16 protein-coding genes are annotated in these 17,349 nt (G+C 59.0%); 3 read left to right on the top strand and 13 right to left on the bottom strand.

The window, feature by feature from the left end:
- From Q1A06_RS15490 to Q1A06_RS15455, 8 genes are all read right to left on the bottom strand, one after another.
- The gene (locus Q1A06_RS15490; protein ID WP_200796238.1) at positions 1–807 is read right to left on the bottom strand and encodes an ABC transporter ATP-binding protein; all 807 of its coding nucleotides are present in this window, start codon (positions 805–807) and stop codon (positions 1–3) included.
- A 38-nt stretch (positions 808–845) separates the two neighbouring features.
- Positions 846–1,700, bottom strand: coding sequence for an SDR family oxidoreductase (locus Q1A06_RS15485; protein WP_114865600.1), 855 nt, complete (start codon positions 1,698–1,700; stop codon positions 846–848).
- Positions 1,701–2,460: 760 nt separating this feature from the next.
- A complete protein-coding gene (locus Q1A06_RS15480; RefSeq protein WP_299565605.1) occupies positions 2,461–3,675 on the bottom strand; it encodes a CoA transferase in 1,215 nt (404 codons plus the stop codon).
- A gap of 184 nt (positions 3,676–3,859) precedes the next feature.
- A complete protein-coding gene (locus Q1A06_RS15475; protein ID WP_299565602.1) occupies positions 3,860–6,034 on the bottom strand; it encodes a xanthine dehydrogenase family protein molybdopterin-binding subunit in 2,175 nt (724 codons plus the stop codon).
- Position 6,035: 1 nt separating this feature from the next.
- On the bottom strand, positions 6,036–6,494 hold the full coding sequence (locus tag Q1A06_RS15470) for a (2Fe-2S)-binding protein (RefSeq protein ID WP_114865604.1): 459 nt from the start codon (positions 6,492–6,494) through the stop codon (positions 6,036–6,038).
- A 21-nt stretch (positions 6,495–6,515) separates the two neighbouring features.
- Positions 6,516–7,148 carry a glutathione S-transferase family protein gene (locus tag Q1A06_RS15465; RefSeq protein WP_299565597.1) on the bottom strand — a complete coding sequence of 211 codons (633 nt, stop codon included), beginning with the start codon at positions 7,146–7,148 and terminating at the stop codon, positions 6,516–6,518.
- Positions 7,149–7,164: 16 nt separating this feature from the next.
- Positions 7,165–7,683, bottom strand: a complete 519-nt coding sequence (locus tag Q1A06_RS15460) for a MarR family transcriptional regulator (protein WP_299565594.1) — start codon at positions 7,681–7,683, stop codon at positions 7,165–7,167.
- 302 nt (positions 7,684–7,985) lie between these two features.
- Positions 7,986–8,945 (bottom strand): MBL fold metallo-hydrolase, encoded by a 960-nt coding sequence (locus Q1A06_RS15455; protein ID WP_299565591.1) that lies wholly within the window; start codon positions 8,943–8,945, stop codon positions 7,986–7,988.
- A gap of 101 nt (positions 8,946–9,046) precedes the next feature.
- On the opposite strand from Q1A06_RS15455, the gene Q1A06_RS15450 reads away from it, so the two are divergent.
- Both Q1A06_RS15450 and Q1A06_RS15445 read left to right on the top strand, forming a co-directional pair.
- Positions 9,047–9,538, top strand: a complete 492-nt coding sequence (locus Q1A06_RS15450; protein ID WP_299565588.1) for a MarR family transcriptional regulator — start codon at positions 9,047–9,049, stop codon at positions 9,536–9,538.
- Between the two features lie 150 nt (positions 9,539–9,688).
- Positions 9,689–10,357, top strand: coding sequence for a cupin domain-containing protein (locus tag Q1A06_RS15445; protein WP_299565585.1), 669 nt, complete (start codon positions 9,689–9,691; stop codon positions 10,355–10,357).
- Positions 10,358–10,626: 269 nt separating this feature from the next.
- Here the strand turns inward: Q1A06_RS15445 and Q1A06_RS15440 are convergent, their stop codons facing one another.
- The 5 genes from Q1A06_RS15440 to Q1A06_RS15420 form a co-directional block, all read right to left on the bottom strand.
- A complete protein-coding gene (locus Q1A06_RS15440; protein WP_299565582.1) occupies positions 10,627–13,707 on the bottom strand; it encodes an efflux RND transporter permease subunit in 3,081 nt (1,026 codons plus the stop codon).
- Between the two features lie 29 nt (positions 13,708–13,736).
- On the bottom strand, positions 13,737–14,885 hold the full coding sequence (locus tag Q1A06_RS15435; protein WP_299565579.1) for an efflux RND transporter periplasmic adaptor subunit: 1,149 nt from the start codon (positions 14,883–14,885) through the stop codon (positions 13,737–13,739).
- Positions 14,875–15,534, bottom strand: a complete 660-nt coding sequence (locus tag Q1A06_RS15430; protein ID WP_299565576.1) for a TetR/AcrR family transcriptional regulator — start codon at positions 15,532–15,534, stop codon at positions 14,875–14,877. The genes Q1A06_RS15435 and Q1A06_RS15430 overlap by 11 nt, the downstream gene beginning before the upstream one ends.
- Before the next feature lie 73 nt (positions 15,535–15,607).
- A complete protein-coding gene (locus tag Q1A06_RS15425; protein WP_299565573.1) occupies positions 15,608–15,730 on the bottom strand; it encodes a hypothetical protein in 123 nt (40 codons plus the stop codon).
- Positions 15,731–16,012: 282 nt separating this feature from the next.
- Positions 16,013–16,336, bottom strand: a complete 324-nt coding sequence (locus Q1A06_RS15420; protein ID WP_299565570.1) for a helix-turn-helix domain-containing protein — start codon at positions 16,334–16,336, stop codon at positions 16,013–16,015.
- A gap of 163 nt (positions 16,337–16,499) precedes the next feature.
- On the opposite strand from Q1A06_RS15420, the gene Q1A06_RS15415 reads away from it, so the two are divergent.
- A complete protein-coding gene (locus tag Q1A06_RS15415; protein WP_299565568.1) occupies positions 16,500–17,303 on the top strand; it encodes a class III extradiol ring-cleavage dioxygenase in 804 nt (267 codons plus the stop codon).
- The last annotated feature ends 46 nt before the right edge of the window (positions 17,304–17,349 follow it).

Here is a 17,349-nt window from a genome sequence, read left to right as displayed (position 1 = left end):
TCAGCCATGCGACCCTCCAACATATGCTTCAATGACCCTTGGGTCTTTTACGACTTCTCTCGGTATGCCGCTGGCGATCATTTCACCGTAGTTCAACGCAAGCATACGGTCGCAAATGCCGATGATTACATCCATATGGTGCTCGATCAGCAGAACGCTGACGCCCCGTTCGGCCCGCGCATCCAGTATGAAACGGGACATATACCCTTTTTCTTCCTGGTTCATGCCAGCCATCGGTTCGTCGAGAATCAGCATCTTCGGTTCCGCGACCAGTGCGCGCGCAAGCTCGACCCGCTTTTTAAGTCCGATGGGCAGACCATCGACCAGTTCGTGCCGAATACTCTCCAGTTGAAGAAATTCGATCACCTCTTCGACGATCTTGCGGTTCTCGATTTCTTCCCGCTGTGCGGCCCACCAATAAAGCGCCGTGCGGATGACCCCCGGCTTCATATGAATGTGCCGCCCGAGCAAAATGTTATCCAGAACGCTCATCCCGTTGAACAGGGCTAGGTTCTGGAATGTTCTGGCAACCCCGAGCGTTGCGACCTTGTGTGGCGCGGTGCCCGTGATGTCTTTACCTCCCAGCCGGACAGTCCCGACGTTGGGAGGGTAAAAACCCGTAATCGCGTTTGTAAGTGTCGTCTTGCCGCTGCCATTCGGACCGACAAGTCCAAAAATCTCCTTGGGTTGAATGACAAGATCGACACCTGTGACGGCGACGATACCGCCAAACCGCCGCTCGATCCCGCGACATTCCAGTATTGCCCCATCACCGGTACCGGCATCTGTTGTTCTTTGCGTCATCATCTGGATCCTGTTGTCCCTCGCTAGGTTCGGTCTTGGTATCAGGAAATCCGGAAATAATCCGGTCTCCCTGTTGGCCAGGGATCACCCCACATTTGTTGCCCGCCGTCGATGTTAAGAACTTCTCCGGTCACGAATTTCCCGGAATTGGCCGCCAGATAGACGACGCCTTCTGCAACATCCCATTCATCCCCGGCGTGGCGCATCGGATTGGAATCCTGAAAAGTTGCGGCGCCTTCAGCGGGATAGTTTCCGAAACCGGTGCTTTCGCAACAGCCGGGCGCCACGCAGTTCACGCGGATATCATGCGGCGCCCATTCCACGGCGACTGATTTGGACAGGTATACCACACCTGCCCGGGCCGCACAGGTATGCGCGATGCCGGGCATCCCGCGCCAGATATCGGCCACGATGTTCACAATCGAACCCGATTGCTTTTGCGCAACCCAATGCCGTGCCGTGGATTGCATCATCCACCAGGTGCCATTGAGATTGGTATCTATGACAGCGTTCCAGCCCTTCGGAGAAAAATCCAAAGCGGCTTGCGGAAACTGCCCTCCCGCGTTGTTGACCAGAACGTCGATCGACCCGAATTCCTGATTGACCGCAGCTACGAAATCTTCGACCTGTTCGGGGTCCCGGATCGTCATCGGCATGGCAAAGACCTTGGCACCCAGACTTTCGAGAAATTCCTTGGCAGACGCCAGTTTCTCCTCGTTACGTCCGTTTATCGCAAGATTTGCTCCGAGCTTGGCAAACAGGGCCGCAATCGCTAAACCCAATCCACCGCCCGCACCGGTGACTACAACAGTCTTGGCTTCGAATAGATCGCGTGCAAACACGGTCGAGCGTGCTGACAGGTCTTCTCGCGAAGACCCAAACTGCGTCTCATTCATGACGCTTCCTCCCTTTTCCCCCATTCGGGGTTATTCGGATAATCTAACGCGTGTTAGAAAATAATCAAGCGAAGAATTTCGCCTGCTTCCGCAATTCGTTTTCTCCTAGTAGGTTATTATAAACTAACCATTTTCCTACCGCGGGCAACGAAATCACTAGCGTCGTCTCGAGTACGGTGCGGAACAAGAGGGTCTCTCTCATCCGCCGTTTGACGTGGTATACCTTGGCGTATCCGAATCTCCTAACGGTGATCTGTGATGCCTTGGTCGCCTCTTTAATGCAGTCGAGGTCGGTGTAGAACGGGATCAAACCGTCTTCTTGTCGGTAACCTGCGCCATCGAAATCCGGACTTTGAACTCATGCACGGCGTGTCGACCGCCCCTGCCACGCCGCGGCAGTCTTGAACTTGGAGGTATTCGAAACAGGCTTTTTGTGCTCTCCGATCATCGGTTCCAACGTGCGCGCAGGTTGCGCATCGGTGCCGAACCTCACAACAGGATTACCGAGACCCAGCTGACACCGGCCCGCAATTCCGCGATTGCCTGCATTATGACGGTCGCCTCGGCAATCCCAGACCTGCGTCATCTACCTGTTCCTGCGCGCCGATCCCAAGGCACCTGCCGCCAGTCATTGCCCCTGTACAGGTCATGGGAAAACCCACCGTCGCGATCGCGCTGTAATCGATAGTCTTCGTCGAACCGGGTACACCTGCACAGGATCTGGTCGCTTAACTCCCTCCGCTCATCCGTCAAGGAAATGTCACGGAGTGTCTGTCGTGTCGTCCAGCCCTATGATCCCCGCCTCGTAAAGGGCTGTGATCCGTTCGTCGTCAAACCCAAGCTCGCACAAAATGCTGCGCGTGTCTGCACCAGGCCCGCGTCCCAGCCACCGAAGCGCGCCCGGTGTGGCGCTGAGATGCGGGACCGGGCCGATAACCTTGGTCGGCTCACCCTCGACCGATACGATGTCGCCACGATGGCGGATTTGCGCGTTCGTTGTAATATCTTCGACGCTCAGCACCCGCGAGGCCACCGCATCATGACGCGCGAATTCCGTTTCAACTTCGGCAAGTGTGTGCTGCGTGACAAAATCATTGATGGCGTCGAAAACCACGGTCATGTGCTGTGACATCTCGGCAAGGGTTGCGAACCGCGGATCATCGGCCAACGCGTCACCGCCGACGGCGCGCAGCAGCCGTTGCGCGGTCTCCGCGCTTCCTGCGGAGACGGTCAGCCATACCCCATCGGATGTGCGGAACATACCCCCCGGCGCAAAGTCCATCGGCTGGCGCAGCCCGTTGCGTCGCGGCGAATGGTCAGCGCCCGTCAGGGCAGGAACGGGATAATCCATCAACCGAAGCAAGGCTTCGAACACTGCAAGATCGACGACCTGACCGCGTACGGTTCCCTGTTCGCGGGCAAGCAGTGCGATCATGATCCCCAATGCGCCCATCAGCCCCGTCGTGCTGTCTGCCGCCGGAAACCCGGGATGCATCGGCGGCCCGTCGGTGAAACCGGTCAGATGCGCCAGACCGCTCATGGCCTCAGCCGCACGGCCAAAAGCAGGTACATCCCGCATCGGGCCATCCTGTCCGTAGCCGGACACGCGCAGAATAACCAGATCCGGGTTCCACTCATGCAGTATTTCCGGCCCGATGGCCGCACGCTCAAGCACGCCTGGTCGAAAATTCTCGACAAGGACATCGGCACCTTCAACCAGCTTGCGCAGGATGCCCCGGCCTTCGTCCGACTTCCAATCCAGACCCAGAGTCTGCTTGTTGCGGCCTAGTGTCTTCCACCAAACACCAACCCCGTCCTTGGCCTTGGGTCCGAGGTCACGCATCATGTCCGTTCGGTTCGGTGCTTCGACTTTGATGACATCCGCACCGAAATCAGAAAGCAAGGCGGCTGAAAGCGGGCCGGCGATGACATGGCCGAGTTCGATAATTCTGAGGTTGTGTAGGGGTCCGGACATTTGCTCTCTTCGCTAATAATCTAACACGCGTTAGATTATTAGCGAAAGGAATGTGAGTTCTCAAGGCATGAGATAAGGAAACTGGATTGGTGTATCCAAGCACACGGCGTCAGACAAAAAGGTGACGCGCGCCACAAAGCAGCGCGCGTCAATGGACCATTCGTTCGGTCAGGCCAGTCCGTGGTCAGGCTAGTCCATGAAGCGAAAACGGCAGTTCGCGCACGATCGTGCCGGTCGCCCGGCGTACGGCATTGGCCACGGCAGGCCCAATGGGCGGTGTACCGGGCTCGCCGATGCCGGTAGGGGCCTCAGTCGACTGAACGATATGGACATCCACCTGCGGCATGTCGCTGATCCGCAGTGGTGTGTAATCGTAGAAGTTCGACTGGTTTACCTCACCCTCCGTCAGGGTGATCTCCTCGCGCAGGATCGCGGAAAGACCGTAGCCCAGTCCCCCCTGAACCTGCGCTTCGATGTTCGAGGGGTTGATCGGCACGCCGCAGTCGACACCGCAGGTCACGCGCTCGACCTTTACAGTGCCGTCTTCGCGGATGCGGACATCCGCAACCTCGGCAACGTAAGAGCCAAAGCTCTTGTGCACCGCGATGCCCCGTGTGAGGCCCTCGGGTACCGTGCCGGCCTTGTTAATCGCCAATTCCAACACCCCGCGCGCGCGCGGATCGGTAAGATAGCGCAGGCGAAATTCCACAGGATCGGCACCAGCCGCTTCCGCCAGTTCGTCCATCATTGTTTCAACCACATACGCGGTGTGGGTGTGCCCGACCGAGCGCCACCAAAGAACCGGCACGCCAACTTCCGGATGGTGGATATCAACCGACCATCCCGGAATGGTGTAGGCCGAATGCTCCCCGAGGCCCTCGACCGAAGAGGCATCGACACCATCCCGAACCATGAACTGTTCGAACGCGGTTCCGATGGCAATACCCTGCCCCACCACGCGTTGCTCCCACGAAGTGATATTGCCGTCGGCGTCAAGACCGGCGCGCACACGGTGCATGTGCATCGGACGGTAATAACCGCCGCGCACGTCGTCTTCGCGGGTCCAGACCAGTTTGATCGGCCGGGCATCCCCGTGCGTTTCCAGCCACGCTTTCGCGATCATTGCCGCCTCGGCCACATAGTGGCTGTCGTAGATCGCACGGCGTCCGAAAGATCCGCCGCCCCAGAGGGTCTCGATCGAAACCGAACCGGGATCAATCCCGAGCACCTGCGCACCTATGTTCTGGTCCAGAGTCTGGATCTGCGATCCAGTCCAGAATGTGGCTTCGGTGCCGTCAAAACGAACGGTCACATCGATCGGCTCCATCGGAGTGTGCGCGAGGTAAGGGAAAGAGTAGTCCGCTTCGATCACCTGTTCAGTGTCGGCCTGCGATACGACGGCGCTGTGGAATGCAATACCGTCCTCATCCAGCAGCGCGGTGTATTCGGCCCGCAGCTCTTCGGTTCCCCGGTTTTCGGCCTGCGAGAAATCCCATTCCGCTGACAGCGCGTCGCGGGCCTGAATGGCCTGCCATGTCGACTCGGCGATCACCGTCGCCCGATCTGGCAACTGAATGACATCGATCACGCCGGGCATCGCCCGCGCCTCTTCGGCGTCAAGACCGGCCAATACGCCGCCGAAACGCGGACTGCGCAAGCTGACGGCGTAGACGAGCCCTTCCATGGCCACATCCATCCCGTACATATTGGTCGCACCTTGAGTTTTGCGAACCACGTCAACGCGTGGGAAGGACTTGCCGATATAGACCCATTGATCAGGCGTCTTGAGGGTGACGCTTTCGGGCACGCTCTGCCCTGCGGCAGTCTCGGCCATGTCGCCAAGGCTGGCTGACTGTGATCCGTCAGTGATCTGACCGCTCGCGATGCTGATGCCGGCGGGATCGACGCCCCAGGTCTGTGCCGCTGCTGCGATCAACATCGCGCGTGCAGTGGCTCCGGCCTCGCGGTACTGTTGCCAGGAATTGGCCATCGCGGTCGACCCGCCCGTGCCCTGCACGCCCATCAGAGTATTTGCATAAAGATCGGTATTGGCGGGCGCGAACTCTGTGGTGACCTGTGCCGAATCCGCATCAAGTTCGTCCGCCACCAGCGTGGCGAGACCCGTGGCTGTTCCCTGCCCCTTGTCGAGGTGTTTGACGATCACCACCACGGTGTTGTCGGGACGAATGTGAACGAATGGCGTGGCAAGCCCGTCGGCGGCGCCCTGCGCTGCGGCGGATACGGGCCGAAGGGCGGCGCCCAACATCAAGCCGCCCGTGGCTCCGGCAGACAGTTTCAAAAATCCCCTGCGCGTGAGCGCGGGCGTCGGCATGGTCTGTGCAATAAATCTGTTCAGCATCTTAACCCTCCATAATCTCGGATGCGCGATGGATTGCTTTGCGAATCCGTGCGTAGGTGGCACAACGGCACAGGTTTCCGTCCATTGCCGCGTCGATATCGTCGTCGGTTGGTTTGGGCGTGTCCCGCAAGAGCGTCGTCGCCGACAGGATCTGGCCTGACTGGCAGTAGCCACACTGCGGCACCTCCAACTCCACCCAGGCTGTGCGGATCGCCTCGGTCGTGGCGTCTTGCGCACCCTCGATCGTCGTCACCGTGGCCCCGTCCAAGTCTCCCACGAAGGTCTGGCACGAGCGTACGGGCGCTCCGTCCACATGCACCGTACACGCCCCACAGGACGCGACTCCGCAGCCGAATTTGGTGCCTGTCAGGCCCAGTTCATCGCGCAGGGCCCACAACAGCGGCGTATCCCCGGCCGCCGCGATCTCGCGCGGTTCGCCATTCAAAGTAAGTTTGATCATTTTCTCGGTTCTCCTTTTTTCTCAGCCAAGGTCCGGCGCAGTGGCCACGAACGCTTCGTCATTACTTAATCTGTCCCACCAGTCCTGCATGCCGTCGAGGGACAAGATCGCGGCGCCATCCTCTGTCATCGTCGCATACGCAATGAGCGGCCCGAGCAGGTAGTCGGCGAAACCGGGTGCGTCACCGGAAAAAAATGGCGCATCTTTCTTGTTGTCCAGAACAAGCCTGATCAGTTTTCTGGCCTGATCCAGATTGGACTGCCTCATTTCTTCGTTTTTTCCGCCGACCACATCGGGGAACAGGTGATACGCCACAAAACCAATGATCGCGTCGTAGCCGTAATTGGTGATCAGCGCAGCGTTCTCGTCCGCTTTCGCGCGTTCTTTCGCATCCTTGGGAAACATCGGTGGTTCAGGGTCGCGCGCTTCGAGGTACCGCACGATTGCATCGGTTTCACGCAGACGCATCCCGTCGATATCGAGAACAGGAACCTTGCCGAACGGGTGGCGTTCAAGATGATCGGGTTCTTGCGTTTCGCCTTCCAGGACGTTGACCGGCACTTGGTTGTAAGAAATGCTCTTACGCGCCAGCACGCATCGCACCGTGCGCACGAAGGTCGATCCGTCGAAGCCGAAGAGAGTTGTTTCTGTCATCTGGTCCTCGTTGTTGTCATTTGATGGAATGCGGGAGCGCCGCCTGCGGTGCTGGATCACCGGATATGTTCGCAAGGTCCGCTGCCAGAAGATCGACAAGATCGCGCACGGCGGTGCGCAGCGCCTCGGTCGCACCCGGCCCAAGCCGGTCACCGATCCGGTGAGACAAGGCAACCGGAACCTCCGCCGCGCGGGTCCGCAGGGCGACACCGTCCGGCGTCAGGTGCACCATGACGTGTCGTTCGTCGGCCCGGTCGCGCGTCCGGGTCAGCAGGCCGATTTTCTCCATCCGCTTTAACATCGGGGTCATCGTACCGCTGTCGATATGAAGACGCCGTGCCAGGCCACCGACATGAACCGGCCCCTCTTCCCAAAGAACCAGCATGACGAGATATTGCGAATAGGTCAGACCGAGAGGATCCAACAGTGGACGGTACACGCGGCCCAACAGGTTGGTCGCGGCGTAGAGCGGAAAACAAAGCTGGCTGTCCAGACAAAGAAGACCGGACGCGTCGTGTGTATCAGTTTCGGCCATCACTGAACGCTCCGACGGTTTACGTTCTGGCACAACCCGATCAACCGGATGGGCACAGGTCCGGAACCGCACACCGCCGCGCTGCGGACGGCTTTCTCATTCAAATCGACAAGCTTGTCCATGGGGTCCTCTCTGAAGCGGCCGGTCCACTGCTGCTTTGGACTACAACTAGAACAATAATTTTGATTGGCAAGCAAATATTTCGTACACGAACTTAATGGGCCGAATGGCCCGCATTATATGAGACAACAGGCAAGCGCCTGATTAAGGGGCGCGTTGCAGCGCCCCTATTGATGGCTAAATCACATCCAGGTAGTAGGGACGTAGCGATACGCCTCGCCATCCGCGAGGATACGGCCAAAGCCCGGAAAGTGGATGTGGCTGCCCGCGACAAGCGTCTTGTCAGCCGACACCATGTCAAAGACGCGGCGTCGGGATTCCGCAGCTTGGACCGGATCGCTGTCGAACCCAAACCCAACATCGGGCAGTGCCGTGTGAACATCGGCCGACGCAAGCGTGTCAGCGATCATCAGCAACTGCCGATCGCCACCATCGATCCGCACAATCGAGTGGCCCGGTGTATGGCCCGGAGACAGCATCATGGACAGGCCGGGCGCGGCCTCGGCACCGTCGGCGATACGCGTCACACGATTGCCATAGGCCCCAAGCACGGTCTGGGCCAACTGAAACATACCTTTCGCCTCATCCGGCGCCTGCGCCATCATCGCTTCATCGGTCCAGAAGCCTGCTTCGACTTCACCCAAGGCCAATTCGGCGTTCTTGAACACGGCCTCACTGCCACGGATCAAACCGCCAAGATGATCGGGATGCGCATGGGTCAGAACAATCATGTCGACATCGTCGGGGGTGACACCTGCCGCAGCAAGTCCGGGAATCAGGCCGCCAAAGCCTGGACCCAGCAATTCCTGCTCTCCCATTCCGGCGTCGATCAAAATTGTACGCTCGTCGGATTGCAGGAGAAATGCGGAAACCGGCGCAGGTAACGCATCGGGACCGATACCGATCTGCTCCATCAGCGGGTCGATCGCTTCGCTGCCAAAAAAGAACCCCCTGCCCAGTGGTGCGATCCCATCCAACAGGGCGGTAATGCGATACCGACCGAGGGGCGCAGAGTAGAGGGCCGCGCCCGGTGTCGCAGAGTGTCCGGCAGCCAGCGTCGGGCTTGCCACTCCGGTAAGGGCAGCGGCGGCTGGCAGCGTAGCGGCGCCCTTTAGAAGGGTGCGTCGGTTGATCTGAGTCATGGCGTTTCCTTTCGTTCTAGAATATTTCGTATACGAAGTATCGGTTCGGACTTACGGCGTTTCAGCTTTCAATCCTGCCCCGGTGGCCTTAGATAGCGTATATGGAACAAAAATCCAACCTGAATGATCTTGCCTGCTTTCAGGTCTATATGCTTCACCATGCGTTCGGTCGATTTTACCAGACGGCTTTCGCCGAAACTGGGCTTACTTACGCAAAATACGTGATGCTCAAGGCTCTTGTCGAAAAAGGGAAAATGTCGCTTTCCGAGCTTTCCGCGCGTCTTGGGGTCGAACCGAACACGGTATCACCCCTTGCCAAGAGGATGGCAGGGGTCGGGGTGATAGAGCGGGTGCGTGACCCCGAGGATGAACGCCGTATTGTTTTGTGCCCAACCGAATATGGTCTCGCCATTTTGAAAGCCGCCGACCAGACTGTCACGCAGAATTTCGCGGATCTCGGAATTTCCGCAGAAGACCGTTCGCAGGCGATTGCATTGATGTCCCGGCTCCGGTCGGCGGTGGAACAGGCAAGCCCGAAACGCCTTGAACTTCCAGAAGCTCCCTCGGTGGAAGGGCGCGATCCGCCGGAATGAGCGGCAACATCACCGGCGCATCCCGGATGCACCGACGCACGGAAAATTTCCTTGCCAATGGACAAACCCTGCCTAGCTCATGGCATCCGAAAGTGATCAATCATCTAAAGCCTCCACCAAGCGCGTGAGGCCCGAAAAGGACTGTATACAATGGATCTCAATGCCGATTTTTCGCAGCGAGTCGTCGTTCATTCGGACACGATCGACTGGCAGCCCTCGCCGATCGAAGGTGTGGACAGGCGTATGCTGGACCGGATTGGCGACGAAGTAGCGCGGGCCACCACCATCGTGCGCTATGCGCCCGGCAGCCGCTTTTCATCACACACCCACACCGGCGGCGAGGAATTCATCGTTCTTGACGGCGTCTTTCAGGACGAGCATGGCGATTACCCCGCAGGCACATACGTTCGCAATCCGCCCACGACCTCGCACACGCCGGGATCGGAGGCAGGATGTACGATCTTCGTCAAGCTGTGGCAGTTCGACATGGCCGACCGCACCCAGTTCCACAAGGATATGGAGGCCGGGTTGGGCGCACCGACAGAAGGGGTCGCCACGACGGTCCTGCACCGGGATACGCGTGAGGTTGTGACCTACAGCAAGCTGGAAGCCGGCGCGGCCATGACGTCGCAGGCACCGGGCGGGATAGAGGTATTGGTCATAGGCGGAGCGGTCACGGTTGACGGTGAAACCCTGAAGCGGAACGACTGGCTGCGCCTGCCAGATGGTGAGGCTTTGACAGCGACAGCCGGAGATCAGGGCGCAAGGCTCTGGATCAAGACAGGCCACCTGCCCCACGCAAAGGCACCGGCGGTCTGATCCCGGCGACTACAAATGTTCTGGTACCGTTCGGGGGGTATGCCGCTTCGGCCCAGAGCGCGCGATGAAACCAGTCTATTTCTCGCGACCCCACAACGATCCTCTCACGCCAATCGAAGTTGTACCCGCATTCGGAGGTTTCCGAGCGGGTGCGCTTATGCCAGCGCATCACGCTCACAACGTTTTCAACCGGAACAGAGAGTTTGATCTGATTGCCAAAGAGACCACCGCGTCGGTGCACACTGCCGTGCACCGCGCGCCGGGTCTGATCACGCTGCGGCTGCTGCACCCTCCGGAGCGGTGTCCTCTTTCGGAGGCTTGATCCGAAAGAAAAGCGCATAAAGGACGGGAACGGCGATCAGCGTCAGAACCGAAGCAAATGCAAGACCGCCCATGATCGTCACCGCCATCGATGCAAAGAAGGCATCCGGCAGGAGTGGAATCATCCCGAAAATCGTCGTGCCTGCCGCCAGCACCACAGGCCGCAGACGGCTGACTGATCCGTCGATGACCGCCTTGTAGTCGGGTACACCCTCTGCACGCTGAAGGTCGATTTCTTCGACCAGAACAATTGCGTTCTTCATGAGCATCCCGGAAAGCGACAGGAAGCCCAGAAGGGCAGTGAACGTGAACGGCAAGCCTGTGAACAGGAGCCCCAGCACCATTCCCGTTACCGACATCGGTACGACCAGCCAAAGGATCAGCGGTTGGCGGACTTTATTGAACATCAGAATCGAGATTGTCAGCATGACGAGAAAACCCAGCGGAAGCTGCTTGCCGAGACTTGCCTGCGCATCCGCTGCGCTTTCGAATTCGCCACCCCATTCCATCACGTAACCTTCTGGCAGCGGAATGGCCTCGATATCGGTCCTAACACTCCGGAACGCTTCGTCTGCGGTCAGATCGCTACGCGACCCGCCCATTGCGGTAATGGTGCGCTCGCGGTCGCGTCTTTGTATGAGCGCCTCGACGAGGCGTGTCTCGAAACGCTCAACGAGGTTGGCCATCGGAACGTAGGACCCCGCACCATCGGACCACACGGAAAGATCGGAAAGGCGGTCAATCCCGTCACGTTCGTTTTCCGGGAGACGGAGGTTAATCAAGATCACCTCGTCGTCCTCGCGCAACTGACCGACACGCAAGCCGGACGTTCCGTAGCTTATAGTGTCGGAAATCGCGCCGCGCGTTGCACCGGCCAGACGCATACGCGATTCATCGACAATCGGCTCGACAAGTATCTCACGCTGGCGCCAGTTGGTCCGCGGGTTGGTGATCGTACCGGAATCCTCGAAGATCCGCATCGCATCATCCGCGAGTTGCCGCAGGATGACAGGATCCGGCCCCGCAAACCGAACCGCCACGTCTGCACCGGACGGCGGCCCGAACACAATCTGCTCGACGCGGATCAGCGCGTGAGGGAATTCGGCCGGAAGATCCCGGTTCAGACGGCTCGCGATGGACGGGATTGCCTCGGCATCGGCGACCCGGACGATTAGCTGTCCGTAACTGGCATCCGCCTGCTCGGGATTATAAGTCAGCATGAAGCGGCTTGCGCCTCGCCCGACAAGGGTCGTCACATCCGTCACGTTGTCCTCGGTGAGCAGCATCTGTTCGAGCCGCTGCATTTCAGCGTCGGTGACGTTGATATCGGTCCCCTGTGGCATCTGGAACTCGACATAGAAGATCGGAGTGTTGGACGCCGGGAAAAACGCCTGCTTGACCTGCCCAAAGGCCATCACGGACCAGATCGTTATTCCCACAATGATCAGGACAACAATGACTCGGGTCCGCAATGCCAACCAGAGGAAGCTGCGATAAACCCCGTAGAACGCACCCTTGTAAGGATCGTCAGAGGTCTCCTTTGGCGCGCGGAGGAGCAGTTTGCCGAGATAGGGTGTGACCGAAACGGCAAGCGCCCAGCTCATCAGCAGCGAAATCGCGATGACCGCGAAAAGCGAGAACAGGAATTCGCCGGTCGCGTCGGGCGACAGGCCGATCCCGGAAAAGGCCATGATCCCGATAACGGTCGCGCCAAGCAAAGGAATTGATGTGGCGGTTTCCGTTTCGGCGGCGGCATCTTCCGCGGACTTGCCCCGCGCCACACCGATCACCATTCCTTCTGTGATGACGATGGCGTTATCGACAAGCATCCCCATCGCGATGATCAGGGCCCCAAGGCTGATCCTTTCCATCGGGATGCCGAAGACAGACATGAAAAACAGTGTGGAGAAGACAGTTAGCGCCAGTGTCACACCCACCACCAGACCCGCACGCCAACCCATCGTCAGCATCAGCGCGGCAACGACGATGCCCACCGATTGCCCAAGACTGACCAGAAAGCTCGAAACGGCCTCGTCCACCACGACGTGCTGTTCGTAGACCGATGTGATCTCGACCCCGGCTGGCAACGCGGCCTTGAGCCGGTCCAGACGCGCCGAGACACCCGCGCCGACCTCGACAACATTCCGGTCCGTCAACGCCGAGACTCCGAGAGTGAACGCCGCCGCTCCGTTTTGTCGAATGACCTGACTTGGCTGCTCGGCTTCATCGCGGGTAACCCTTGCGATGTCGTAAACCGCAACCTGACCGACCTCACCGGGAACACCGAGTCGAAGTTCCTCGATACCTTCCGGACTGACGTAACCCGGCGGAACCGACAGGTCGATCCGGGCGGGACCTTCGGTAATCGCACCGTTTGTGAACACTTGGTTTTCGTCGGCAAGGACACCCAGGATCTGCGTTGGAGGAAGCCCAAGCTCCGTCAGCCGGGAAGAGGGGACCGAGATATTGATCACCTCTTCCGTGAGGCCCTGAACCTCGACCTTGGCGACACCATCGACTGTCACCAGCCCAAGTCGCAGGGTCGTCGCCAGATCACGCTGCTCTACAGGGCTAAGCCCTTCGGTCGTCACCGCATAGAACATGCCATAGACGTCGCCAAAGTCGTCATTGATAATTGGCGGGCGCGTACCTGCCGGAAGATCCCCCTGCACATCGCTGATGCGACGGCGCATCTCGTCCCACACCTGCGGGATCTCGTCCGGACCGTAGGTCATCTCGATTTCGACGGTAATCTGAGCCATACCCGGCATTGATTTTGATTCAACCCGGTCGAGTTGCTTCATCTGCTGCAACGCGTTTTCAATGACGTCGGAGACTTCCTCTTCGACTTCCACAGCCGTGGCACCCGGATAGGGCACGAAGACGAGAGCCGTCTTGAGGGTAAAGCTGGGATCTTCGAGGCGACCGACGGTATTGAGACCCCAATACCCACCAACCATGCAGAAGATGATAACCAGCCAAGCCGCCACCGGTCGCTTGATGGTCGCACGTGAAATGCTGAGTGCCATGGATCTGTACCCGTCCTATCAATATTGGATCAGAGACCCAAAACCATCACTGTCTGATTGTCCCTGAGCCGCCACCAACCGCCCGAAACTACCAGCTCGTCACCATTCAGGCCCTCCATGACGATAATCTCGTCATTGACGGGAAGTCCCAACCGGACCGTCCTGCGCGCGACCTGTCCGGAGGATTCCTGATAGATCCAGATGGACGGGTCAGTTCGGCTTGTCGTGTCCACCGCTGAAACCGGAACGATGACGGATTGCGGACGGTTCTCATCGGACGCGGCTGCGATGCGCACATCCGCTGTCATGCCGGGCAAAAGGCGTGAATCGATATCACCGGTGATTGCAAATTCCACATCGTAGGTCTGGGCCGTCGGATCGGCATCGGTCGCAAACGAACGCAGCACGAGTGGCACCGTGTACCCCGGTACCGCAGGAAAGCTCGCGACAATGTCGAACGCGTCGGGCGCAGAACGCGCAACTGCCGCGAGTTCTTCGGGTAGCGAAATCATGATCCGCATCTCGCTCACATCCTGCAGACGCGCCACCGGCGCGGCCGAGGTGACGTTGACGTACTCCTCGACGAAAGTACGCGCCACCATCGCGTCAAACGGGGCGGTGATCTGGGTCTGCGACAGACGCCGCTTGGCCTCGCGCAGCGCCACGTCTGCCTGTGCGAACTGGGCGCGCGCAGTATCGAGGCGCGAGTCGGCTGCGACCCCGCGCTCGGCGAGGCTTGACGCGCGCTCAAGCTCGGAATTCGCGAGGTCGAACGACGCCTGAGCCCGATCGACAGCCAGATCAAAATCAGCCTGATCGAGTTGTGCAATCACGTCGCCCTTGCGGATCCTGTCGCCTGCCTCGACGGCGAGGGAAAAGATCTGCCCCGGCACCTGAAATGCTATGTCCACCGTGCGTGCAGGCTCGACCCGGCCCGCAACGGCGCGGGATTGATTGACCACGCGGCTGAGCGCACGTGTCACTTCGACCGTCACGGGCCGATCGGGTTCGGATGCCGTCTGCGTCCCGGCCTCAGTTTCCCCATCATTCATTTCCGTCTGGGCGAACACACCCGTCAGGGACCCCGGAAGGAACGGCACGGCCAGGGCAGCTGCGGCCGCCAGCACGATGACGGAAGCAACCCGTTTCCAGTTTTTGGTCTTCTTATTAGAGCTCATCAATCATAGTCCTTAATCGTTCGATGACGCGTTCTCTGATTTCCGCGCCGCCGTCCGGAAGATTTAACAACCGTTGGAACCGCAGACCCTGGATCGCCAGGACTGCAATCATGGCGGCCGGCGCGTCCTGCGTGTCTGTCAGGATACGTTCGAGGTCGCCGGTTAGATCACTGCGAAGCGGATCAAGAAGCCGTGGATCCGAGGCGGCGGCCGCAAGGATCGCCATTGATAGGTCGTCGTCCACGTCTTTTGAGTGTATCAAAGTTTCAAGATGCCCGGTTAAAGTGCGCGCTGGATGCCGCACCGGTACATTCGCAAGAAGCTCCCGGTGCGCGGCCAGCATCTGATCCAACAGGCCCGAAAGCAGCGCTTTCTTCGTCGGAAAGTTGTAAAGCACGCCGCCCTTGCTCAGCCCCGCCTCCTTTGCGACTGCCTCGATCGTAACCTTGCCCGCTCCGTCACGCGCAGCAATTACACGCGCCGCGCCGAGAATTCTCGGAGATGCGTTTCTCGATCCCGCTGACTGCCCTGTCTCGTTCACAACTGTACCATCCGGTCGGTTCAAATTTCGGCGAGAGGTAGTCCGCGGTTGCATCAAGGTCAAGGTCTTGATCAGGTCCGCTCTGAACCAAGGCACCGAGGCGTTCATCAAACCGCAGAAGTGCCTAAATTTAGGCCTGTTACGCTAGGTATTACCCGCTGAGTAAATCCCTAGAAACACATCACGCCCTTTCGGTATGCACTGACGCACTGATCGGCTGGCTAACCGGCAGCAGTCTGGCGATGATGATGCCTGAGATGGAAAGATGAATGAACTGGCTTGCAGCGCTTTGAACGTCATCCATTCTTACCGATCCGGCTTCCTGCGAAGGACCTGCCCCTCTAGCTCGGGGAATGGGCATAAAGCGTCGCTTTGGGTACTTTGGCCTTCCTCGGCAATAGCATCAACGCTGGCACCTTCGAATCTACTTCTCAGATATACCGTCTTGGCTTAGCTCAGCACATTGGCAACTTTACTTTGCCTCATGCCGGCCACCTGCTGCAGAACCGTGGGATCGAAGGCGTTTTGTCCATAATTCGGCCTTTCCCAAGGCTTGCAGACCCGCGCATTTTCCCGATTGGTGCATTCAAGCAGTCCCCACTTCATCTTCTGCAAAGACACCCTCATCCTTCCATCGTTCCGCGATATGTCCCAGGGTGTCCAGAACACCTCGCAGGTCATTGCCACGCGAGGTCAGGCCATAGGTGACTGCGGGCGGAATTGTCTGCTTTTGTTCGCGCCAAATAACCCCGGCGCCCTGAAGCATTCGCAGACGTTCTGTGAGCATGCGTGTTGATATTCCCGGCACGGCACGTTTCAGCGCACCGAACCTTTGCGGTCCCTGATCGCTCAGGACCCAGATGATATAGGTCGTCCACGGCCCCATGAGCAGGCGCAGAATCGAATCCATGGGACACTGTGGCGGGGTCTTGGGCATCGGCGTTCACACCTGTGATAGGCAGTTACTTTTCCGTTCCTACTTTAGTTTAGGTTACAAATCAACTATTCCTAAAAGGTCCAATGACACCCGAAGGTGTCCTGCAAACCCGAAGGGACAGACAGACATGACCCGCATGCCAACTCTCTTTATTCCACACGGGGGCGGCCCGTGCTTTTTCATGGAATGGGATCCCCCCGATACCTGGGACAGGCATCGCAGCTTTCTGGAAGCCCTCTCCGCCAGTCTCCCGGAGAAGCCGAAGGCGTTGCTGATAATCTCAGGGCATTGGGAGGCGCGTGAGTTCACCGTGCAGTCGAATCCAGCGCCGCCCTTGTTGTTCGACTATAACGGCTTCCCGCAACACACCTATGAGCTGACCTGGCCGGCACCCGGTGATCCCGCCTTGGCCACCCGTGTGGGTGAACTCTTGCAGGGGGCGGGCTTTGAGACCCGGACCGATACCGCGCGTGGCTTCGACCACGGCGTCTTCGTGCCGCTGAAGCTGGTCTTTCCAGAGGCCGATATTCCCACCGTTCAGCTTAGTTTGCGGGCCGATCTGGACCCGGATGCGCATCTGGCGGTTGGCCGTGCGTTGGCACCGCTGCGCGACGAAGGGGTTCTTGTCATCGGATCGGGCAACACCTACCACAACATGGGAATAATGATGCAGAGCATGCGCGGCGCGCCGCAGGACGGCACTGCGGGTACAGAATTCGATGCCTGGCTGACCGAAGCAGTGACATGCCCCGATCCCGACGAACGCAACCGCAGGCTCGCGCGGTGGGCGCAGGCACCGGGTGGGCGCGACGCCAATCCGCGCGAAGAACACTTGATCCCGTTGCATGTCGTCGCGGGCGCGGCGGGCACTGATATCGGCCGGAAAACTTTAGAAGACACCGTTCTTGGCGCGGTCGAAAGCGCCTTTCGATTCGGCTGAACAGCAACTCTGAAAAGGAGCACTGAAAATGTCCGACACACTCAAA

This window comes from uncultured Sulfitobacter sp., from assembly GCF_947497275.1.
Classification (GTDB): Bacteria; Pseudomonadota; Alphaproteobacteria; order Rhodobacterales; family Rhodobacteraceae; genus Sulfitobacter.
Note: the sequence above shows the minus strand (reverse complement) of the source record. Positions and strands in the feature narration are given on the sequence as shown.